This window comes from Mesotoga sp. UBA6090 (assembly GCF_002435945.1).
Taxonomy (GTDB): domain Bacteria; phylum Thermotogota; class Thermotogae; order Petrotogales; family Kosmotogaceae; genus Mesotoga.
This window is the reverse complement of sequence record NZ_DIXC01000042.1, coordinates 63432-85859: the sequence shown is the minus strand read 5'-3', so window position 1 is coordinate 85859 and position 22428 is coordinate 63432. Positions and strand designations below refer to the sequence as shown.

The 22428-nt window shown below is 43.9% G+C and carries 21 protein-coding genes and 1 pseudogene; 12 read left to right on the top strand and 10 right to left on the bottom strand.

Annotation, left to right across the window (positions count from 1 at the left end; translation table 11 throughout):
* Window positions 1–5 precede the first annotated feature (5 nt).
* The 4 genes from phoU to B3K42_RS06475 all read left to right on the top strand — a co-directional run bounded on the left by phoU (window position 6) and on the right by B3K42_RS06475 (window position 3684).
* Window positions 6–683 (top strand): phosphate signaling complex protein PhoU, encoded by a 678-nt coding sequence (gene phoU / locus B3K42_RS06490; protein ID WP_110990785.1) that lies wholly within the window; start codon window positions 6–8, stop codon window positions 681–683.
* Window positions 680–1354: a response regulator transcription factor gene (locus B3K42_RS06485; RefSeq protein WP_110990784.1), complete on the top strand. Its 675-nt coding sequence runs from the start codon at window positions 680–682 to the stop codon at window positions 1352–1354. Before phoU ends, B3K42_RS06485 begins: the two co-directional genes overlap by 4 nt.
* The gene (locus tag B3K42_RS06480; protein WP_110990783.1) at window positions 1351–2328 is read left to right on the top strand and encodes a sensor histidine kinase; all 978 of its coding nucleotides are present in this window, start codon (window positions 1351–1353) and stop codon (window positions 2326–2328) included. The genes B3K42_RS06485 and B3K42_RS06480 overlap by 4 nt, the downstream gene beginning before the upstream one ends.
* Window positions 2329–2511: 183 nt before the next feature.
* A complete protein-coding gene (locus tag B3K42_RS06475; RefSeq protein WP_110990782.1) occupies window positions 2512–3684 on the top strand; it encodes an MEDS domain-containing protein in 1173 nt (390 codons plus the stop codon).
* A 134-nt stretch (window positions 3685–3818) separates the two neighbouring features.
* On the opposite strand, the gene B3K42_RS06470 is transcribed toward B3K42_RS06475, so the two are convergent.
* The 7 genes and pseudogenes from B3K42_RS06470 to B3K42_RS06440 form a co-directional block, all read right to left on the bottom strand.
* Complete coding sequence (locus B3K42_RS06470) at window positions 3819–4640, bottom strand: MurR/RpiR family transcriptional regulator (protein WP_110990781.1); 822 nt, start codon at window positions 4638–4640, stop codon at window positions 3819–3821.
* A complete protein-coding gene (locus tag B3K42_RS06465; protein WP_110990780.1) occupies window positions 4619–5818 on the bottom strand; it encodes a glycosyltransferase in 1200 nt (399 codons plus the stop codon). Before B3K42_RS06465 ends, B3K42_RS06470 begins: the two co-directional genes overlap by 22 nt.
* Window positions 5819–5829: 11 nt before the next feature.
* Window positions 5830–7125, bottom strand: coding sequence for a carbohydrate ABC transporter permease (locus B3K42_RS06460; protein WP_110990779.1), 1296 nt, complete (start codon window positions 7123–7125; stop codon window positions 5830–5832).
* Window positions 7119–7994: a carbohydrate ABC transporter permease gene (locus B3K42_RS06455; protein WP_110990778.1), complete on the bottom strand. Its 876-nt coding sequence runs from the start codon at window positions 7992–7994 to the stop codon at window positions 7119–7121. Before B3K42_RS06455 ends, B3K42_RS06460 begins: the two co-directional genes overlap by 7 nt.
* A 56-nt stretch (window positions 7995–8050) precedes the next feature.
* A complete protein-coding gene (locus tag B3K42_RS06450) occupies window positions 8051–9346 on the bottom strand; it encodes an ABC transporter substrate-binding protein (RefSeq protein WP_110990777.1) in 1296 nt (431 codons plus the stop codon).
* Between the two features lie 308 nt (window positions 9347–9654).
* Window positions 9655–10304, bottom strand: a pseudogene (locus tag B3K42_RS13755) (peroxiredoxin).
* Window positions 10305–10404: 100 nt separating this feature from the next.
* On the bottom strand, window positions 10405–10728 hold the full coding sequence (locus B3K42_RS06440) for a hypothetical protein (protein WP_110990776.1): 324 nt from the start codon (window positions 10726–10728) through the stop codon (window positions 10405–10407).
* 246 nt (window positions 10729–10974) lie between these two features.
* Here B3K42_RS06440 and B3K42_RS06435 point away from each other — a divergent pair, with 246 nt between their 5' ends.
* From B3K42_RS06435 to B3K42_RS06420, 4 genes are read left to right on the top strand one after another with little or no spacing between them, the layout of a single operon-like run.
* A complete protein-coding gene (locus tag B3K42_RS06435) occupies window positions 10975–11796 on the top strand; it encodes an aldo/keto reductase (protein WP_110990775.1) in 822 nt (273 codons plus the stop codon).
* Between the two features lie 10 nt (window positions 11797–11806).
* The gene (locus tag B3K42_RS06430) at window positions 11807–12460 is read left to right on the top strand and encodes a cobalamin B12-binding domain-containing protein (protein ID WP_110990774.1); all 654 of its coding nucleotides are present in this window, start codon (window positions 11807–11809) and stop codon (window positions 12458–12460) included.
* Complete coding sequence (locus B3K42_RS06425) at window positions 12457–13620, top strand: ABC transporter permease (RefSeq protein ID WP_110990773.1); 1164 nt, start codon at window positions 12457–12459, stop codon at window positions 13618–13620. The genes B3K42_RS06430 and B3K42_RS06425 overlap by 4 nt, the downstream gene beginning before the upstream one ends.
* Window positions 13613–14299, top strand: coding sequence for an ABC transporter ATP-binding protein (locus B3K42_RS06420; RefSeq protein WP_110990772.1), 687 nt, complete (start codon window positions 13613–13615; stop codon window positions 14297–14299). The genes B3K42_RS06425 and B3K42_RS06420 overlap by 8 nt, the downstream gene beginning before the upstream one ends.
* Window positions 14300–14341: 42 nt before the next feature.
* Here B3K42_RS06420 and B3K42_RS06415 read toward each other — a convergent pair whose 3' ends face one another.
* Window positions 14342–14926 (bottom strand): DUF2179 domain-containing protein, encoded by a 585-nt coding sequence (locus B3K42_RS06415; protein ID WP_110990771.1) that lies wholly within the window; start codon window positions 14924–14926, stop codon window positions 14342–14344.
* Window positions 14927–15103: 177 nt separating this feature from the next.
* Window positions 15104–16003 carry a DUF1848 domain-containing protein gene (locus B3K42_RS06410; protein ID WP_110990770.1) on the bottom strand — a complete coding sequence of 300 codons (900 nt, stop codon included), beginning with the start codon at window positions 16001–16003 and terminating at the stop codon, window positions 15104–15106.
* Between the two features lie 156 nt (window positions 16004–16159).
* Here B3K42_RS06410 and B3K42_RS06405 point away from each other — a divergent pair, with 156 nt between their 5' ends.
* Entirely contained in the window at window positions 16160–16312 is a 153-nt protein-coding gene (locus tag B3K42_RS06405; protein ID WP_181419095.1) for a hypothetical protein, read from the top strand.
* Window positions 16313–16331: 19 nt separating this feature from the next.
* On the top strand, window positions 16332–16661 hold the full coding sequence (locus B3K42_RS06400) for a class I SAM-dependent methyltransferase (RefSeq protein ID WP_110990769.1): 330 nt from the start codon (window positions 16332–16334) through the stop codon (window positions 16659–16661).
* Between the two features lie 250 nt (window positions 16662–16911).
* On the opposite strand, the gene leuS is transcribed toward B3K42_RS06400, so the two are convergent.
* Complete coding sequence (gene leuS, locus B3K42_RS06395) at window positions 16912–19287, bottom strand: leucine--tRNA ligase (RefSeq protein ID WP_110990768.1); 2376 nt, start codon at window positions 19285–19287, stop codon at window positions 16912–16914.
* A gap of 272 nt (window positions 19288–19559) precedes the next feature.
* Between leuS and B3K42_RS06390 the strand changes: the two genes are divergently transcribed.
* Both B3K42_RS06390 and B3K42_RS06385 read left to right on the top strand, forming a co-directional pair.
* A complete protein-coding gene (locus B3K42_RS06390; protein WP_110990767.1) occupies window positions 19560–20900 on the top strand; it encodes a hypothetical protein in 1341 nt (446 codons plus the stop codon).
* A 13-nt stretch (window positions 20901–20913) separates the two neighbouring features.
* Complete coding sequence (locus B3K42_RS06385; protein WP_110990766.1) at window positions 20914–22380, top strand: C1 family peptidase; 1467 nt, start codon at window positions 20914–20916, stop codon at window positions 22378–22380.
* Window positions 22381–22428 lie beyond the last annotated feature (48 nt).

Below are 22428 nucleotides of genomic sequence, written 5' to 3'. Positions count from 1 at the left end.
TTGAAATGACACCAGAAAGGCAGAGGCATCTGGAAGCAGGCTTTAACAGATTGAAATCTATGTTGTCAGATATGATGGAGAACGTGAGATCGAGTCTTTTGAAAGCGATAGACTCTCTTGATCGATTAGATGGCGACCTCGCAAGAGTAGTCATTGAAAATGATGAAGTGATTGACAAGCTTCAAAGAGAAATGGATACAGAAATATGCAACTATATCGGACGATTTCAACCCCTTGCCGAGGATTTAAGGTATGTTCTTACAATGATGAAGCTGGCAACTGATCTAGAAAGAATCGGCGACCTCGCCGTAAACATTGCTGAAGTCGCAGTCAGGTATGAGAATCAGACTCTCGTCAAACCACTTATACATATTAAGAAGATGACAGCGGTTGTCGAAAAGATGTTGGAAGAGGTAATTGCTGCTTATTACAACAAGGATACGGAAACCGCCAAGAGAGTGTGGAATGAAGACAGTAAGGTTGACGAATACTATCTGTATATCAAGAGAGAAGTGAGAGACAAGTTGATAAGCATGTCTGACTCTGGCGCAATTGGCCAGCTTCTTGACCTGCTGCTAGTGTCAAGATTTCTTGAAAGAGCCGGCGATCATGCGACTAACATTGCAGAAGAGATCTATTACATAGAAAAGGGCGAGAGCCTCAAGGAGGAAATGCGACGTTGAAAGTATTGATTGTTGATGACGATCTCGATATCCTGAATATTGTCAGAACTGCATGTGAGAATGAATCGATGCAGACTTCAACTGCCGCAAATGCAGAAGAGTTATGGTCATCCCTGCGTTCAGAGAAGCCCGACGTGATATTACTTGATATCATGCTGCCTGACGCAAATGGTCTCGATCTCGTGAAGAAGATTCGAACAATCTATTCGAGAATTCCGATAATATTTTTGACCGCAAGAAAGTCCGACCTTGACATGATTCTTGGGCTTGAACTTGGCGCAGATGATTACGTCACAAAACCCTTCAATCCAAGGGCTCTTGTGGCAAGAATCAAGGCTGTCATGAGAAGAACAGAGATATCCGGTACTCTGGAAGATAAACTTACGATAGGTGACGCCGTAGTTAACCTCAAATCGTACACAGTAACTAAGAATGGGAAGTCAGAAGAGCTGACAAGAAGAGAATTTGAATTGTTGAAACTGCTCGCGGAAAACCCCGGAAGAGTCTTCACTCGCGAAGAGTTACTGGACAAGGTTTGGGGAATGGATTTCTTCGGCGATTTCAGAACGGTGGATGTTCATATAAGCAAATTGAGGGAGAAGGTTGGAGAAGATTTTATAAAAACAGTGAGAGGCGTTGGCTACAAGTTTGTTCTTGGAGACCTGAAGTGAACAAATTGTTGCTCGATGAGCTCAGCGAGGGGATTATGATAGTCGATGAGGGCCTTGTGGTATCATACGTAAACTCATCTGCGAAAAAGATGCTGGGCGAAATTGAAGGGCTGGCTCTCCCGGACGCTCTTCATGTTCAAGGTATTTCGAAGATCGTCGATAGTCTCATCTCAGGGCTTCATCATAGTACCGATACTGTTTTCGTAAGAGACGAGATCACTCACTACTTAAGAATAAAGGTCTCTCCTCCATACATCATTGTCAGAAACATCACAAGCGAGAAGCTGTTCGAGAATGCCAAGATGGATTTCGTCAATTCAATCGTTCATGAATTCTCAACACCGCTAGCAGTCATAAACGGCTACGTGCAGCTACTTATGGACAGGAACAGTGAACTGCCCACCGATGTCTCTGAGACAATCTATAGAATATCCAGATCAACAGGAAGACTTTCAAGACTTGTCGAAGAGCTTGGTATACTATCTAACCTCGAACTGCAGAACTACAGAGTAAAAGTCGAAACAGTGAATCTAAGAGAGCTTGTAGATGAAGCCATAGGCGACCTTGAAGCCAAATGGAATCGGAAGAGACTCGAGATCATCACATCTGTATCACCGGATACTTACGCCGCCGTAGATTCGCTTCTTCTCTTCAGAGTGATATCGAACCTGATTTCGAATGCGGTTAAGTACTCAAGTGTTGGCGACACAGTTGAAATCGTCTCTAGGGAAGTCGAATCCAGAATATACATCTCCGTGAAAGACAACGGAATAGGTATTAAAAGTGAAGAACTACCGAGAATCTTCGAAAGATTCTACAGAGGAAGCAATGCAAGAACTTCGGGATCTTCTGGATTAGGGCTGGGACTGTCTCTCGTTAAGCACGCTCTAAATCTAATAAATGGAACGATAGACGTCAGGTCAAGATATATGATGGGAACAACTGTAACCATTACTTTCCCCAAGAACATGTAAGCGTATCATCTTCAAGACTTCAAGATGTCTGATCTTCCACGTACAACCGACTAAGACTGCTCGCAGAAGGTCTCTCGGCAATTTTCTCAAACAAGTGTTGCTTAGACGGATTTTGCACATGCTATAATTTGAAGAAAGTGTTCATTCAAACCAAATTCGAACTCTTTTTCGGAGTTGTTGCTCATGAAATTTGGATCACACAGTATTGCTTTATATAACAACAATGAAGCCTTCAGAATTGCACTTGACTCCATTTTGAGCGAAGGTTTGTCGAATAACGTCAAGATCCTATATTTAGGGACCGAATCGGAATTCACAATTTTGAAGAAAATCCTTCTTGACAGAGAAAGCAGTATCGATGAGTTGCTAGAAGCAAAGTCGCTGCAACTTACCGAAACAACTCAATCGTTCCTAAGACAGGGGACTTTCGATCCAAATGAGTCTATCATGTTCCTTGAAAAGGCAGTGTTGAATGCTCTAAAAGAAGGATTTGAAGGCCTCTGCGTAGCAGGAATAGGCACTCCGATCCTCGAATCGGGAGCAAGCCTTGAAAGGCTTCTTGAGTACGAAGCATCCGTGGATGACCTCGTCGAAGAGTTCCCATTGGTAGCAACCTGTCTATACGATACAGCAAGAATGGACCGAAAGAATGTTCTTGAGATCTCTAGGCTTCATCCATATGTTCTTCGAATGGGGGAGTTTTCAATGAATGACGATTACTACAGCGCTCCTGATAGAGCTATAGAGTTCGATATTGCAAGCCGTCTTGATATCTGCAGGGGGACCGCCGATTCACTGCTGCAGATGTTTAAAATCAAGAGCATCTATGTGGAAGCTCATGAGGATAATGTCTCAAGGCTTGCGGTGTCTATAGCCGATAAAATGGGTCTTGACACCTTTACAAAAGCCTGTATAGAAATGGCCGGAAAGATTCACGATATTGGCATGATTTCCCTGTTTCTTGATATGATTAGCAGGCCCGGCCCTCTCCAAAGTTTTGAGTGGAAGCTTCTTCAAGAGCATCCAAGAACCGGATTCGAACTCACCAAAGGCGTTCCATTTCCAGGCAAAGTTTCAAATGCGATTCTTCAACATCACGAAAGAATGGACGGCTCGGGATATCCCAATGGTTTGACTGGCTCGGAAATAAGTCTTGAAGGATGTATTCTTGCAGTCTCAGAGGTAGTTTCGGCAATGAGCTTTTATAGACCCTACAGAGCCACGCACGGAGTGAAGTTTGCTCTTGATGAAATCGTGAAGAACAGTGGATCTCTTTATCATGCCGACGTGGTAGAGTCTTGTCTCGCCGTTTTCAAAAAGGGGTTTGCTTTTGCGCAGAACTCCACAGATTCCTGAAAAGCAGTCTCTTCGACAGCTCGTACAAGACACCTAGTGCCTGCTGCCCAATTCAGATCTCCTTATGATACCCGAAATTCTTAATCTGCATAAACCGATTCTTCACCTACTGCAAGACGACACTCCCTATAACCTCAGATGTATCTCTTCTTGTCAAGTGTTCTATCCACTTTTTCCAGAGTCTGCATTGTTCCGTTTCGAAGCTTTATCGACTTCTCGAGCAAAAGTTGAATCACAGCAAGCTGGCATACTCTTGGTTGAAGAAGTGGTATTCCAGTCTCATGCCCTCCCTGGGCGACATAGACCGTCTCCGTAGAAACACTGACGATTCTTGATCCGATACCACCTGTAATGGCTACAGTATATGCTCCAGAATCAGAGGCTACTTCGATTGACTTCACCGTATCTCTGATATTTCCGCTAGCAGAAATCCCAAAAACAATGTCGCCTTTGTCCAAAGAAACGGCCGTCATTATTTGTAGATGAGGATCAGTATAGAAAGCTGTCGAAAAGCCCGCCCTCATGAAGAGCGTGGCTCCAAATTCTGCCACTATTCCGCTAGAAGCCACTCCGAAGAATATAAGTCTGCTCGCCTTCACAATTCGACTTGCGATTCTGTCAAGCTGGACTTCGTCTATTAGATGATTCTGCTGATTCAGTGCTTCAATAAGATCTGAAATCAACTTGTTCTTGTCAGCAGAAATCGATGGAGTTTCACTCGAAAGCTCTCTTGCCAGCTGGATTTTGAAAGCCTGGTAGCCGTTGAAACCCAGCTTTTTCGATAACCTGAAAATAGTGGTCTCACTGGTCCCGGCGAGCACCGAAAGCTCGCTAATTGAGTGGTGAATCACATCATCCGGAAAATCGATAATGTACTTCGCGGCCTTCTTCTCAGCCGGATTCAATCCCTTTATCATCGCTTTGAGTTTCTCTGTTATTCTGAACTCTTCTCCCATATCGATATCAACTCATCCTTTGCGTTCACAAACTTCTCAAGGAGTCTGTCGGTTTCCTTTTCGGCATCCTCTTGAGTCATTTCCCCCGTTCTCGAAACAAAACTCGCAACTCTCCCAAAATAAAGAGGAACGAGCAACTCTATTAGTCTCTTCCTAAGTGCAACATTTCTGTATCTTGAAGCAATCCTGTATATGATTCTAACCCATAGATCATCATCAATCATCGCATTGGCTTTTCCAAGAAGGAACAGCTCGTGAGAAATTTCCGATCCAAGGATCTCCTTAATAAATCCCTCTTGCTCTTTAATGCCCTCATAACACTTGAGAATCATATTCCCCAAATCGACTTCTACCGATTCTGGAACTCCAGCTGCCACTTCACCATAGATTGGCGATTCAGAGTAAACTGTCACCGCTCTCCAGAAATCTTCATACCTCTGCATAAGGGAAAACAAAGTGCCAACGACTTCTCTGAACATATTTCCAAGCTGCTTGCCTGGATCCTTCACGTCATGAATTTTCGTACCTAAAGCTGCCTGGTATATACTCCCTCTTGCCTCAATGATTGCAGAAGTGGTCATCCAGATATCGATTCCAAACCTGGAAACGTCGGATTTCCAAGTCTCCTCAGATATGGAGACGTAATAGTCAAGCATTTCTCTGCCTACACCGAAATCTCCTCCAATAGGTTGTCTTATCTTCTTTCCGTAAAGGGCCGTTGTGAGAGGGTAGCATATGCTGTTGGTTATCGTTCCGTCATACTTGTGTCGAATATAGTAAGGGGTAACGTACGCGGCGTTCTTTTCAAAGATCGGACGGGCAAGTCTATCTATCCAAAAAGGTTCTACACTTCTTAAATCCGAGTCGAGAAATACAACAGACTGAGCATCGAGAGTAAGGGCTTTCTCCATTATCGATCTCATTGCGCTTCCCTTTCCGGAGATCCCCCGATATCTGAAAGACAACAGATCCGTTCCATTACTGGAAGCCGAATAGAAAACTTCTTCTGTATTGTCCATCGATCCTCCGTCTGAGTTGATGATACAGCCTCTTAACGATGGGAAAAACTGACCAAGACCTTTTGCTGCCGTCTCGACAACGTATTTGATGGTATTCGAGTTGTTATAACTAGGTATTCCGACCACAATGTCATATGATTTGTGATTCAGTCCCGGCATGTTTCCACCTCCTATTCTTTGACACCTCCAGCAGTGAATCCGCTTGTCAGATACTTCTGCATAAGACTGAAGATAATTATGATTGGGATAGCCGAAACTACTGAAGCCGCCATCAGCCTTCCCCAAACCGCATGAGCCGAACCGGAAAACGCGTTCAACCCGATTGGAAGAGTGAAGAGATCCTTATAGGATTTTAGACCAAGGAAGGCAGATGCAAACAAGTATTCGTTCCATCCAATCATAAAGGCATAGATATAAACTGTGACAATCGCTGGAAGAGAGAGCGGAATAACAATCTTGAAGATCGCCTGCACTCTGGAACACCCATCAATGATTGCGGCTTCCTCAATTGAAAACGGTATTGTTCTGAAGTAATTTCCCAGCATGTAAAGGGAGACTGGAAGTGTCTGAATCACATAGACCATAATCAAATACATTCCAGTCCCCAGAGGCGAGGAAAGGATTCCGAGTTTCACCGCCATCTGATAAAGCGGGACCATTATTACGGTGCCACCGAACAGATACACGAAAAGAACCGATCGCTGGACTGCTCCTCTTCCCTTGAATCTAAGTCTTGAAAAGGCGTAAGCCCCCAGAATCGCAACGAAGAGACTTATCAAGGCGGAAGTTCCCGCAAAAGCCAGAGAGTTTCTCAGATACTTCAAAAAGGGGAATTCGCTTGCCCTTTCTTCTAGAATTTTAGTTTTTTGATCTTCGTAAGATTTTAGCTGAGCCTTTGCGTTTTCGAGACCGGAAATCAGTGATTCCTCTGTAAGCGCGTTTTCAACCTCAGTTCTCAGATCTGTAAATCGCTTCAAATCGTTCGCACTGAATATTGATTTCATATTCTCTTCAATGGTCTTGGCCTCTTCTGTGCCGGGAATTAGGGAGTTCTCAATAAACTCTTCCCTATTTTCGACCTCAAGTCCGCTGAACTCAATCACGAGCTCTACGATCTCTCTGAGTTCTTTCTCCTTAGCCTTCAGCTGAACTTCATGAACATATTGAGTGTATGCTTCGAGAGAGGCTGTTCTTTTCTCCAACTCATCTATTCTCTTCAAAACAGGTTCCAGATTCGCTCGTATTATCTCGTCACCGAAAAACTCCGTTTCACTGCTCTGAATGAGCCCAAATATCTCCAGATAGTTCCTTATTGTGAAATCGGAAAATGTTAGCTTATTTGGATCGTAGTCTGCTTTAAGAGATACATGAACCATGAAATAGAAGGGAATTAGAATAAAGAAACAGATTGTGAGAATTCCAAGAGCAAACATTATTCTTCTGAAAGGTGTCTCTTTCTTTACCATTTCAACACCTTCTTGACATATGCGGTTATCAATCCGAACATGATAACCATGAGAATGGTTGCGATTGCAGCCGCAATGCCATACTCAGGTGAAGTTGTGCCTATTACCCTTTCATAAATGAATATCGGAAGAGTACCGGCCCTTTTGCTTATCAAATATACCTCGTCAAACTTGTAGAAGTTCCAGATTCCCCTCATAAGAGCTACAGCTCCCATAACGAAGAAGATCTCGGGAAGAGTGATATTCGTGAACTTCTGCCATGCCGTTGCTCCATCTATCTCCGCTGCCTCGTAGTAGTCCTCAGGAATTGATTGAAGCCTTGACAGAAGCATCAAGTAGACGAAGGGGAAGTTACGCCAAATGTTGAAGATAGATGCAACGAGGAATGCATTGTTTGAGTTGTTAAGAAGATCAAGTTGAGGGGAAACCCATCCGAGAGTCTGACTAAAAAGCTGCATGAAAGGGCCATAGCTGGGATCAAAGATATACTTCCAGGAGAAAACAATCGAGATCAGAGGGGTAATGTATGGGAGCAAGATGATTGTTCTTACTATTGCTCTTCCCTTGAACTCTTTGTTCAGCATGAGGGCAACTCCAAGGCCTAGCAATATGCTCCCAAAAACCGTTATGAGAGTGAACCCAACTGTTATTAAGAACGACTTCCAGAATGCACCATCTTTGAAGACTCTGATGTAGTTCTCCAGTCCCACAAACGTGGAACTCGTAATGCCGTAGTCGAAAAATGAAATGTATATGTTGTACGCAACGGGATACAGTATTAGTATCATCAAGAGAATCACCGTTGGCGACACCAATTTCCAACCTAGACTGTTTTCTTTCCTCAAAATGGAAGAGGTAACTTGCCGCATGAAATCTACCTCCAAAAAAGGAAGGCCCCGGCTCCGGGGCCTTCTCTGTCAGATGCTTATCTGCCTATCAGCTTTCTTATATCCTCTCTCCAGAAAGTCAGAACTTGATCGGGGGTTGCGTTGTTATCGAACATCATAACGATTCCATTTCCAATTGTGAAGGCTCCGGATATCTTTCCCATCTCCGGGAAGACCTTCCCTTCAACGTAACCGAACTTCTCAATATTCTCCATTCCATAAATGATTGCCTTGATCTTCTCTGCACCGTAGCTCCTGTAAATCCCCTTTGGATCATTGAGGAATTCTTCGCTTTCGGCTATGGAAGACCTTGTTGGAAGCATTCCACCGGGAGCCATATGTATGTACTTTATGTAGTTGTCCGGCTCGAACATGAAGTCGAGGAGCTTAAGGACATCAAGCTTGTTCTGGGAAGACTTGACAACAGCGAGTGACAAGACCTGTCCAAAGGAGGAAGGTCTACTATTTGTCATCATTGGAGCAAATTCGGTATTCTTAACGAGATCAGGATCAAAATCGCTTATGTACTGAGTCTGAATTTCGGCCAGAGCCAGGTCATCCATGACGTAGGTTGAGTAGAACATCATAGGTGTCCTACCCGCAAGATAGAGCTCTCTTGCTTGCTGCCAGTAGGTATGTCCTGGAGCCGAGTATGCACCAAGATCCTTGTAGTACTGAAGCACTTCCTTCATCTCTGGGGAATTTACTATAACATTTCCATCCTTATCAAAAATCCTTGCTCCATTTGACAAAGCGAAAATCGTGAATACCTGTTCCGCATATGCGTCGTTTGTTTTTCCAAGAACAATTCCATACATCCCATTCTGTGGATCATGGAAATGCTTAGCAGCCTCCATGATCGCTTCCCATGTGGTCGGCTCGGCCAGTCCGGCTTCTTCAAACCAATCTTTTCTGTACCAGATACCCTGAACCCATCCATGGTATGGGACTGCAAAGTACTCGTCCCCGGCCGGCGTAATAACGAATCTCGTGGCGCCACTGTAGAAATCCCCTGCATTTCTGATGAATCTTGTCGGAATCGCAGTATCCAGAAGACCATCCGCTCCAAGGCCGAGAATAGTTTCAGCGCCAGCTTCAATTAGGTCTGGAAGCGTATCTGCAGCAGAGGCTGCAGCAAGTTTTGAGAACATCTCATTCTCTTCGATCGCTACTACTTCAACTTCGATTCCAGTTTCAATTGTAAACGACTCGATCAACTGAGCAATAATCTGCTGTCTGGATTCTTCTTCCTGAGTGTGCCAGTAAACAAGTTTTCCAGTCATTGTTACCGAAAGCATCATTACCAGAAATACTACAAAGAATATTTTTTTCATTTGCACCACCTCCGAAGGAAATTTTTTTCACATTAATGATACCAAACTTTTTCTTTCGTTCAAAGAGACTATACACCGCATGAGGATCCATTACTGCCATTCTCGTCAATCTAGCATCGATTAGATAGAAATAACTCTAAGAAACTAGCGCTAAGATTATGGTTTGAACCAAGAGATCTTATGCAGTCAGCAGAGAAAACCGATTATAGAAGTTCACTGAATATATCCTAAGCATAATAAAGCTACAAAAATGGGATCGGCCGATGCCGATCCCATCAGTACTAATTGCTTACAGTCTATCTATTACTCTATAAGCTCTTGTGGCAGAACCACCAGTCGTAGCAACCTTCCTTACCCTTTCTTTCCTCGGCCGTCTTCACGTCTGATACAGGAGGAATCATTACGTGATCTCCAATAATTTTGTTGTTAGGCCAACCTGCAGGAATTGCCACTCCATTCTTATCGGCGAACTGGAATCCCTTAATCATTCTCAAAATTTCGTCCATGTTTTTTCCAAGTTCCTGCGGATAATAAAGAATAGCTCTTATCTTTCCCTTGGGATCAACGATGAACACGGCCCTGACTGTGTTTGTACTCATCGCAGGATGGATTAAACCAAGAGTCATTCCAACTTCTCCCGTTTCGTCTGCAATATAGGGAATTCAGTCTTGACACCTAGCTTTTCTTCTAGCCGTTCTGTCCACTTAATACGGGAAAATACCGGGTCAACACTCAAGCCGATAGGCTCACAATTGAGTTCTCAGAACTTCTTATATCTCTTCTAGAATCCTACAAACAAACTCGGTAGTTCAGACTGGTATGAAATCTCCTGGATGACTAATGAGAACGAACCACTTTCCTTTGTATGCTTCCGGCAGAGTCATGACTCCGTGAGCTGTCTTAACTCCATTTCTGGAAAGTCTGCACCGTCAACGAAATTCTCTTTTCCATAAAGCATCTCCATAATTAGAATCATTATTATGCCAAACAATAATTATACTTTTATCTCTTTGATATGTCTAACAAAAAAGAGGGCCACCGGCCCTCTTTTTATGTCTTTAACAGAGTAGATAAGGCGTTTCTTCACCATCAGGATAGATGTATGAACTAACTACTCTGTAATCGGGGAAACTTGTTTCTAGCGCTCTTGAGATCAATGAAAGGTACTCGTTGATCCGTGGCACTACTTCTTCGAAAGAACAAGACCCTTTGAGAGCCATAATTTGAACTGCGACAGTATCTTCCGTCTCGGCTCTCATATTGAGCGTGTCACCTTGGGCTCCCAGAAGCAACTTTTTTGAGAGCGTCTCAAGTATCATTTTCAAAGCCTCCGTGGATCTACTTTCAGACACAGCATACCTCAAATCGCACACAATGTACATGGCGCTCCCTCCTTCGTCTGGTTTCTTAGATTCTGTTCATAACTAACACAGGAAGGTACCAGATGTAGACCCTGATTTCTGGAAAAGCCGTTTGTGAAAGACCGTTCATAGCTACTATTGCAAAGTGATCAGCCCGTTCGATTAATTATACCTCAAACTATTATTACCTACATTAACCGTGAAGAGATGAGAATGCTTAACCAGCTATAACCTTAGTATAAAATCTAATGAACAGGGGTGATTGAGATGATATATAGAACTCTCAGTAATAGAGGAGCAGAAATCCCTGCAGTTGGACTTGGAACTTGGGAAGTAGGAGGAAGAGATGTCCCCGACAAATCCAGAGACAAGGAACATATCGAAACTATATCAAGAGCAATTGAAATGGGGTACACACACATCGATACGGCTGAGCATTATGGTGGAGGCCATACTGAAGAACTAATCGGAGAAGCAATATCCGTCTTCAGTAGAGAGAAACTATTTATTACATCTAAGGTCTGGCCCAGCCATTTGCAGAGAGCCGCACTCCACAAAGCACTTGACGGTACGCTGCAAAGACTCAGAACTGACTACCTGGATCTCTACTTGATACACTGGCCTAATCCCGATGTCCCCCTTGAAGAAACTCTTTCAGCCATGAGTGACGAAGTTCAGAACGGTAGAGTTAGGTTTATTGGTGTATCTAATTTCGATACGCCTTTATTGAAGAAGGCTGTTGCCGTTTCGCGAGAACCGATCGTAAACAATCAGGTTCTTTTCAACATCGACGACAGACTAGCGATGAATGAACTTCTTCCCTACTGCCAGACTCAGGGAATTACAATGACAGCATATTCTCCACTTAGGAGAAATGCTGTAAAGACCTCAACCGAAAAACTGCTCAAGGAACTTCCCAGTAAATACTCAGCATCCATTCAGCAAATAATGCTTGCATGGCTACTGGGAAAAGATGGAGTAGTAGTAATCCCAAAGGCATCAAAGCTGGAACACCTCAGATCCAATCTCGAAGCAGCAAGCATTGTCCTCGATCAAGAGGATGTGAGAATGCTTGATTCGCTTGAATAAGGAGGCTATTTTGAACGACATCAAAAGTAGTTTTGCCGATGCTCTCGATTCCCAGGATAAGGAAAGAGCTGTAGTCCTGTGCTTGGAGGCACTTGAATCGAGAAGTGTTGAAGTGATTAACTTGTATCTGGATATACTTGCGCCAGCCCTAAAAAACTGGGAGTGTGATTATATAGGTGACAGATTATGCATATGGAAGGAACACATTAGGAGCTCGATTGTCAGAACAGTTTTGGAATGTTGCTTCCCCTATATTGTGAAGAAAAGAAGAGATAATGGATCAATCAATAATGATCAAATGGTGGCAGTACTTTGTCCGCCCGAAGAGTATCATGAGATCGGAGCTAGAATGATCTCGGACATCTTCACTATCGCGGGGTACAATTCAATATTCGTCGGAGCAAATACCCCTCTAGACACCTTCCTTGAGGCTTCGAAAAAACTGAGTCCACAGTATATTGCAATTAGCGTTTCAAACTACTACAACCTAATAAACACTCGAAGGATGATTTCACGAATTAAGGAGGTCGGTGGGAAATCGAGGATTGTCGTGGGTGGAAATGCATTCGAAAACAATCCCGACTACTGGAAGGAAGTTGGTGCGGATATCTTCCTGAAAGATCCGAGAGAGATTCTAGCTCTTGGGAAGCGTGATGCGAAATGAGATTGGCTTTTTCGATTGCGATGCGCTTTTTATCTTCTAGCAAGACACAAACCCTTCTCATAGTGATGGGAATTGCTATAGGTGTTTCCGTTCAGGTATTTATAGGCTCGCTTATCCAGGGGCTTCAAAAAGACCTGGTGGATACGACAATCGGAAGCTCTGCGCAGATAACTGTTTCCTCGTCGGAAAACAACGGAGTGGAAGAATGGCAAGGCATAATTTCTGAAATCGCTTCTCTTGATTTGCCAACTGATCTGACGTCTCTTTCTGCAAGCGCAGATGTTCCTGTCTTCATAAGCAGTGGCGACAGGACTTTAGCTGTTCTGCTCCGAGGTCTGCAGTTCCCCGAATCACACGTTATTTACAAGACGGATAGTCGTCTCATTGATGGTAGCCTTCCTGAAGGCGACGGAGAAATCATTATTGGCAAGGGTCTTAAGGATGAGTTCGATGTGAACCTTGGAGAAGAAATTACAATCTTCACTCCCGATAGAACAGTTGAAACCCTGAAGGTAGTTGGTGTTTTCGATCTGGGTGTTGCGAGCCTTAACAAGAACTGGCTGATCTCAACAATTGGCACCGCTCAATCAGTTGGGAAACTTGGTGATACAGTCACATCGATAGAGATGCAGGTGAGTGAGGTTTTCAGAGCTGATGAGAATGCCTCTGTCATTTCAGAACGTCTTTCTGGGTCTGCTTTGCAGGTCACTGACTGGAAATCTCAGAACGAAGATCTCCTCTCAGGACTGAATGGGCAGAGCGTATCCAGCATAATGATTCAGGTGTTCGTTATCATAGCAGTTTCCCTTGGTATCGCAAGCGTCCTTGCAATAACTGTAGTCCAGAAATCAAGGCAGATCGGAATCCTGAAAGCCATGGGCCTTAAAGATTCGACGACTAGTTTTGTCTTCCTGTTCCAGGGACTCGCTCTCGGTATTGTGGGAGCAGTAGTTGGAATCGCATTCGGAATCTTGCTTATAATAATGTTCTCCACATTTGCTGTAGGGACTGACGGAGAACCGATCATCAGAATCTCTCTGAGTTATGGGTTTGTAATGATGTCTGCGCTCATTGCCATTGGCGCTTCAACTATTGCCGCAATGGTCCCAGCCAGAAGATCCTCTAAACTCAGCCCTGTTGAGGTGATACGAAATGGCTAACATAATCGAACTCAAAGATATTAAAAAGGTTTACGGAACGGTTGTGAAGACAGAAGTCCTTCACGGTGTGGATCTTGAAATCGAAGAGTCGTCGTTTCTTTCGATAGTCGGACAGTCAGGAAGCGGTAAATCTACACTCATGAATATTATGGGCACATTAGATCAACCCACGAGCGGCGAAATAACAATCTCAGGCAAACAGACAAACAAAATGAACAAGAATGAACTCGCAAGCGTTAGAAATGAGACTATCGGGTTTATATTCCAGTTTCACTATCTGCTTCCGGAGTTCACCGCTTTCGAAAATGTGATTCTGCCTTACAGAATCAAGGGCCTGAAAGCCTCGAAGGAAATTATGAAAAGGGCTAAGGAACTAATGGATGTCGTCCAAATAAGCAAGGTTAAGGACAATCTGGCTCCCAACATGTCGGGCGGCCAACAGCAGCGGACCGCAATAGCAAGGGCCCTTATCAACAATCCGAAGATTATCCTTGCAGATGAACCTACGGGCAATCTCGACTCCGATACCTCAGCGAAGGTTTTCAGCCTCATGCGTGATCTCAACAAGAAATACGGAACAACGTTCGTCATAATTACTCACGATAGAAGAATCGCAGAAGAGACAGACAGAATAGTTGAAATCAGAGACGGCGATATTGTGAACGACATAAAGAGATGAGGGTAAACCCTCATCTCTTTCTCGTAATAATCCATACAGAGGTCACTTCGATTTTCTTAAAGGCGATTCTCTTCTTATTCGCAATGTATCTCTTGGCAAGAAGACTCCTTCCCTAACCTTCCGGATATCTTCAACAGACATAAATGCCTTTGGTACACATTCGAGAGCAATTCTCTCGAAGTCTTCCACTTCTTTCCTGTTTATGATACTGTAAACAATGTAGGCCTTTCCTCGAGCACCGGTAGCGTCTATCTTTGTCACTCCAAATCCCGCCTGGCACAGTTTTTCTATAAGTTCAGTCGGATCTCTCGAAATTATCAACCTAACCGAAACGGTCCCGATTGCAAGCCTCTCATCGATGAGCATTCCTATGTAGCTGCCGGCTGCGAAGCCGCCTGCATAAGCAAGTATATAAAGTACGTTGTCAACACTCTGGATAACCTTGCTGGCAACGAGCAACCATAGAATAATCTCAAAGAAACCGATTGCACTTGCCATTTCTTTCTTGCCTCTCGAAACCATTATGATTCTCGTGGTTCCAAGAGAAACGTCGATGATCCTTGCGAAAAAGATTATCAGGGGCATAATTACCCATTTGAACAGATCTCCGCTTAAGAACTCTTCCATAGAAAACCCTCCTACCGAATTCTATATAAAAACTCTTCTCTTAAGCCGATTATAAGATACTTCTTTCTGGATAGCATGATGAAGAGATTACCTTGTTTACTGCGAACAAAACAGATTTCTCCGAATGAAATTGCAGGTGAACGTTCAATATATCATTTCTACTGGATTGAGCATTCGCTACTTCTTTCTCTCAGAAATCTTATCGCGCTCTTCCAATTCGCTGCAAAGAAGCGGGGACTTTGGATTGAAGGAATGATAATTTCTACGAATTACTTTCTCACTAAAGCTCGCATAGCAGTATAGACACCGATTAGGACAGGTGTTATATGCGCCAATGTCGACACTCTCGACACAGCGGCATGCAGCTCTCTGATACCTGTCCTTTGGGCGATCGACCCTTCTACCCGTCAGCCTGTCGATTAGCATCCCATCAATGCAGCTTCCGTGACTAATTCCATATTCCGAAAGATCAACGGTCTCTGAACATGTCTTCAGCTTCATTCCTTCAGCCGATGATACTTCTGAATAATGGCTGGCGATCTTTCTTACCTCATTTTCATTAGGAGCCCTTGCGTCGAGTCTTCGTAGGTTTGATGAGATCTTCTGATAGTAATCAACAAAACTAATCACACACTCTTCAGTGAATCCCTTAAGCAAATGCGCCATCTTTTCGAAGGCCCGTAGATGATTGTCGACACTATATTCTTCATTAATCAGAATAGGATCGTATCTCCAAATCACTCTGTCTTCTCCAATCTTTCCGGAAAGCTTTTTAAAGGTCTCGATAATCTCTCTCTTGTCGCGAAGACCAGGCTCTACACTTCTATTATAGGGTGTAATCGTGAACTGAAAATAATAACAGTAATCGACAAAGTGATTCAGTTTATCTATCATATTTTTGGGATCCTTTGTCCAGAATACGAAGCAGTCTACTGCCTCTGGAGTCAAAATGACTTTGCTCACCTGACGAAGATTGAATGGATTTCTAACAAGAGCAAAGCCACTTTTCAATCGTTCTACAATCCACTCAGAATAAAAAGCAGGGATATCCGTCCTTCTGCTTGCACTGATTATCAATGTCGGCTCCTTTCGTACAATTACCTCATTTGGAACTCCCGGGAAACTACCTTTTTATGCCTGCGGCAAAAATAGCCTTCATATTTGTTCAGCACTTCTATGATATAAGAAAGTAGATTACGATGCCAAAGAAGCAGAAAATCTGAGCGAGAAAATGTGAATGATGCCCTGGAAACAATGAGAGCTTTCTTCGATACAAGAGCAGATTCATACGAATCCCACATGAAGAACAATGTCAAGGAATCTGCTGAATTCTACAGAGAAATGGCAAAGCTAGTTCCAATTAAGAACTGGAATCAGGATCCTTGATCTCGGTTGAGGGACGGGCCTGAAACTTGACGAAGTATTCAAATTGAATTCTACGGCCAGGGTAACTGGTATCGATCTATCCAAGAAGATGCTTGAGATTCTTAGAAGTAAAAACAAAGACAAGAAGGGGAGCCTGAATTTGATTGTCGGTTCCTATTTCGAAGTTGAATTGGCTCCGGAGGTATTCGACGTTGCTATTTCAGTTCAATCGATGCACCACTTTGGATACGAACAGAAGTTATCGCTCTACAGGAAGATCTTCCGCACTTTAGTGGGTAATGGAACATATATAGAAGCAGATTACTTTGTCGATACTGTGACTGAGGAAACTGAACTACGCAAGAGATAAGAGACTCTGAGAATCGAGCGTAACGTGCCTGACGGTTTCTACCACTTTGATCTGCCACTTTCATAGATAATCAGCATAAAGTTCTAGAAGAGGCTGGGTTCAGGCCTGTAAGACACCATGCAAGATACTGAAATACAAGCATTTTCGTTTCACGAAAACCCACATCAGAATGAAGATTGATCGATGGAAAACAACGGAGAGCCAGCGGCTATCCTTCTAGATGTTGAGAAGAAACTATTGTTCACTAGGCTCAGACGATTATATTGATTATCTTGTCCTGAACATATATTATCTTTCTTATTGTCCTGCCCTCAAGCATTTTTGAGAGTTTTTCGTCGGCCAAAATCGCTTCCATTGCCTCTTCTTGAGAAGCGTTCTGAGGAAGCACGACCTTTCCCCTCATCTTGCCAGTAATCTGAACAGGCAATTCAGTCTTCGCCAGAGAAGCGTATTTCTCATAGCCAGAAGGAAAACCATCTTCAAGAATAGTCCTCTTCTTACCGCCTTTCATGCTATATATCTCTTCGCAGATGAAAGGGGCGAAAGGCGACAGTAGCTTCGCCATATCAACGACAAGCTGCCTTTCGATGCATGTTTCCTTCGAAGCCTCATTAACGAACTCCATAATCGAGGCAATTGCAGTGTTCGGCTTTATGTTCTTGATTGAATACTCTACCTGTTCCACGGTCTCGGCCATTTTGATCTTCAAGTCCGTCGAGCTCTTTCCCTCAGGCATAGTCGCAATGTCCCAAACACGATTTAGAAATCTTCTCATCGCGTCCATTCCACTGTCTCGGAAATCACCACCCTCGAGAAATGTTCCCATAAACATCAGGTATGTTCTTAGTGAATCTACTCCATGGCTCTCAAAATACTCATTGGGATTGACAATATTCCCCTTCGATTTCGACATCTTCTCGCCGTCTTTTATAATAAGACCGTGACCTCTAAAAGATGCGAACGGTTCTTCAAAGGGAAGGAAGCCCATATCATGAAGTGCCATTGCCAGAAACCTCGAATACATAAGGTGAAGAGTTGCGTGTTCATTTCCACCGATATACATATCGACAGGACACCATTTGTCAACGAGCTCATCATCAAAGGGTGCACTTTCATTATTCGGCGAAAGATACCTCAGGTAATACCAAGCTGAATCGAGGAAGTTGTCGGAAACATCGGTCTCTCTTCTAGCCGGTCCACCGCAAACAGGACAGGTTGTGTTAACAAACTCGAGATTCTTGGCAAGAGGTGATTTCCCGCTGCCGTCAGGTATATAGTCATCAGTATTTGGCAGCATTACGGGCAGTTCGTCTTCAGGGACATGAACCGTTCCGCACTTCTCACAGTAGACAATAGGAATCGGAGGACCCCAGTAGCGTTGTCTCGAGATACACCAATCATGAAGGTGGTAATTCACCGTACCCTTTATACTCTCGCTCACTTCATCTATCCTCTCGATGAAGTCAACACTGAGCATGTTCGAATACTTTCCGCTGTTGATCATCTTTCCCTTCTCAGTATAGGGCAATTGTGAGGGATCACAGTCGATAACCTGTCTTATCTCCAGTCCATACTTCTTCGCAAAGACATAATCTCTCTCATCGTGCGCCGGGACGGCCATAACAGCACCAGTTCCGTATTCTGCCAGAACGTAATCTCCTATCCAGATTGGAAGCTCCTCACCAGTGAGAGGATGAACGGCGTAAGAACCGGTGAATATTCCATTCTTGGGGCGCGAAATAGATGTTCTCGTGGCAAGATCCATGTTCTTGACTTCTTCTTTAAAGTTTTCAAAGGTCTCCAGTATCGAGGGCGTGATTAGCTTGCTGACCAGACCATATTCAGGAGCAACAACTATGTAAGTTACTCCAAATATCGTATCTGGACGAGTTGTGAATACATCTATCTTCTCATTCATTCCAGATACTTCAAAAGAGATCGTAGCTCCGGAGGATTTGCCTATCCAGGCCCGCTGAAGATTCTTGGTCGTATCCGTCCAGTCAAGCTTCTCCAGGTTAGACAGCAGCTTCTCTGCGTACTCTGTGATTTTGAAGAACCACTGACTCATCTCACGCTTCTCAACTTCGTTGCTACACCTTTCACAGCGACCATCTATAACCTGTTCATCGGCAAGCACCGTTTTGCACGATGGACACCAGTTCACATTTGATGAGCGTTTTTCCGCAAGACCGTTCTTGAACAACTGGATGAATATCCACTGCGTCCACTTGTAGTACTCAGGAGAAGAAGTTATCGCCTCACTGTTCCAGTCGAAAATATTACCAATCATTTTGAGCTGCTCTTCTCTGAAGTACTCTATGCTTTTCGGAGTGAGTTCCGCAGGATGTCTCCCAACTCTCAAGGCATAGTTTTCGCTATGTATACCGAAAGCATCGAAACCGATCGGTTCGAAGACGTCATAGCCCTTCAGTTTCATGAACCTTCCATATACATCCGAACCTATGAAGGAAAACATATTTCCTATGTGAAGCCCGGCTGCGGAGGGATATGGAAACATCATGAGATTGTAGAAAGGCTTCTCCGCTTTCTCAAGATCTATGTTAAACGGCTTCTCCCTTGCATAGTAATCCTGCCATTTCTTTTCAATCACCCTGAAATCGTACATATGCTACCTCCCGAAGCGATGATGAAGCTTAACTAAAGCAATTTAGATGCATTATAACACGGTAATGTTAAGGGAGTCCTGACTTTGAAAATGCAACCGCTGTGCGCAGAACCCCGACTAATCGCTCGGTAAAAAGTCAGGAGAATCGTGCTCATTGGCAAGCTGCTTTGAATCTCTCACATACCCATCAACACTATAATTACTTGGGAATAAGCGATCCTAAATGTATAATTGATTCTGAACACGAAATCTCGAAAAAGGGGGTTAAGAGAATGAAGAAAGCATTGTTCGTAACTCTGTTGCTTGTATTCCTGTTCTTTGTCTCTGGCTGCTTCAAGATCAACAATCCGCCAGTAGTATCGTTGACAGGCTCAGTAACAGAAGGAGAGGAAATTGCTCGGATGACGCTTGTCACTTTCGAGTGGGAAGTAACGGACTTCGATGACACAGAAGTTACCGCTGAATTCAAGCTATACAAGGATGGGGCTGAAGTTCTGTCTGTAGTCGATACTGGTGAAGCGGTGTACGCTCTCGACGAACAGGGAAAGTACGTCGCAGAGGTTGTTGCGACCGATTCGATGGGTGCTCAGTCAAAGGAGACGATTTCTTTCAAAGCCACGAATTTCAAGAGAGAACTCTTCCAGTCAGGAGCAGGATTGATGTACTTTGACTACAGCGACTATTTCCAGTACATCGAAGATGAAGAGTTCGGTATCAGGTTCTATAAAACTGCATCGGAAGAGATTGTTCCTGCAGAAGAAGTTACAGTCAGAAAGCGACTAAACCTGCTCGACACCGATGATGATGGCATGTATGACACATGGGAAGAAATACCAAATGACAGACCCGATCTCCAGACATATGTGTATCTTCCAGGTTATTTGATGGCTTATGAGACCATATGGGTGCCTTACGGATTCGAGTATGGCGAGAAATCTATAAGAGCATATTACGCCGGTGTTGAAGGTCCTTACAGTGGATATGTCTTGTTCTACCCGTTTGCTGAAGTCGGATTTGATCTCAACACAGTCTATGCTCGCTGGGTAGAAGCTCACGTTTTTGGAAACCCACTTAATGCTTACGGAGAAGCTTACAAGGCCTTTGCCTTACGGGAGAGGTATGACTCTGATGAAAAACCTGTGATTAGCCTTTCTACTCCCAACAGTGATATTGGACCTGGCGATTCATTTACCGTTAGTGTCTTGACAGAAAATGTCGCGAGTTTTGCCGATCTGTATGATGTCAGATATATTCAACTTTCTCTGTGGAACAGCGAAGGTTTGGTTCTTGAAAGCGTTGAGTTCGGGAATTTCACGGCGGGTTTGAAGGATGTCGGAACATTCAAGAGTAGTGATGAGGCCGTTACTCTTTACAAAGCCTTCCTAAACGGGGCAGATGAAGCCGAAGCGGCCGACGATGTCTTCGCAACTCTAACTTTCTCGGTTCCTGAAGATTTCGAAGGTGAACTCATTGCCGTGGGACTGGCGTACGAACGTTACTGGGATACGTACGGCACTTATCCCGATTTACCAAATCCCGCTTTCAGAGATGTAGACAATGGTTCGGTTGACGGTTTCATAGTTGATCACGAACCGATTGTCTTCTTGGAGTAAAGGGGGGATGACCATGAAGAAAATATTGGTAGTATTACTTTCGGTTTTGTTCTTATACTCGTTTGCAACTGCTAACGTTGCAACTCAGGTAGCATCCATAGAGACGGAAATCAACTCGGCGATATCAAGAATGAATCTCAGCTGGAATGCAGGTCTGGAAGACAGCTTTGTAGCAAAGCTTGAAACCGCAAATATCTCAGATGTCGGTGCGATATTTGAGCGGCTTAATGGTTACATTGACCTTCCAAAGGATGTTTCCGATCGGTTAGTTGAATACCTTAGAATGGCATATATAGAAGAAGTAGAGGACTTTTCCATTCAGGGGATGACCACAACAGACGATCTTATGATGTCGACTTTCGTGCTTCTGGAACCTCGCGTAGTAGCCGAGAGCAGTTTTGTAAGGCTTGAACCCATAAGAGATCAGTTCATTCATGGAAGCTGCTGGTCTTTTGCCACTGTGGGCTCTTTTGAGAGCGCTTTGGCGGTGCAGTCTTTCGGAATGAACGGCAACGTTGATAACACCTTCGATTATTCGGAACGATGGGGAACTTACCACAATATAGACTGGGACATCTACAGTTTTTCCCCTGACAGTTATGTTCAGGATAAGAACAGCCTTGAGGGCGGAAACAGCTACTTTGCAATGTACAATCTCATAAGATATGGAATGATGGAGGAACAGTATGCCCCTTACTCTGAGGTATATCTTGATCCTAGAGAGGAAGTCCCACTACCACCATCCGCTTACAATGCCCCGCTGCTTAAGTCCTCGAGAAGTGTGATGATACCTCCTGCAACGGCAGCAGCTCGCTTAGGATACAGCTACGAGGATTATCTGAATATGATTAAGACGGCCCTTGCAGATTACGGATCTCTAGCTGTCTCTTTCTCAGTTCCGTACAGTTTCAATTTCTATTCCAAGGGAATCTATTCTCCCATAGAGGGAGACTATAGTACGGGCGGACATGCTGTCACTCTGGTGGGCTGGGCAAGTGCCACAGATCTTGACGATGTTATTCTGGCTGGCAAGACAAATCCAGATGCTACTCCTATTCTGGACGAGGAGATTGAAAGCTATACATATGTAGATCCGACTCAATCGGGTTCTCCTGTCTTCACCACGACAACTTTCTGGATAATTAAGAACTCGTGGGCATATGATTGGGGAGATGGGGGCTATTATGTAATTCCAGCTATTAGCGAGGAGCAATATGAGAGTGGACAGATAGGTTTCTGGGAAATTGAGGGACGAGAGATGTATCTGCCGATTTTCGATGATCTTGCACATCACGAAGAAGACAGTCTTGATGTTAACGGTGATGGCATTGTCGACGAGAAGGATTTCGAGGCTTTGGTCGAAAAGATAGGTTCGACAGAAGCTGAGGATATCGCAACATGTGACATTTCTTTTCCCAAGGACGGGAAGATCAACGGCGAAGACGCTGCTGCCTGGGTATTCTTATTCAACAACAGGTAAGATTATTTTGAAATAGCTTAAGAAGAACCCCTTAAGGGGTTCTTCTTT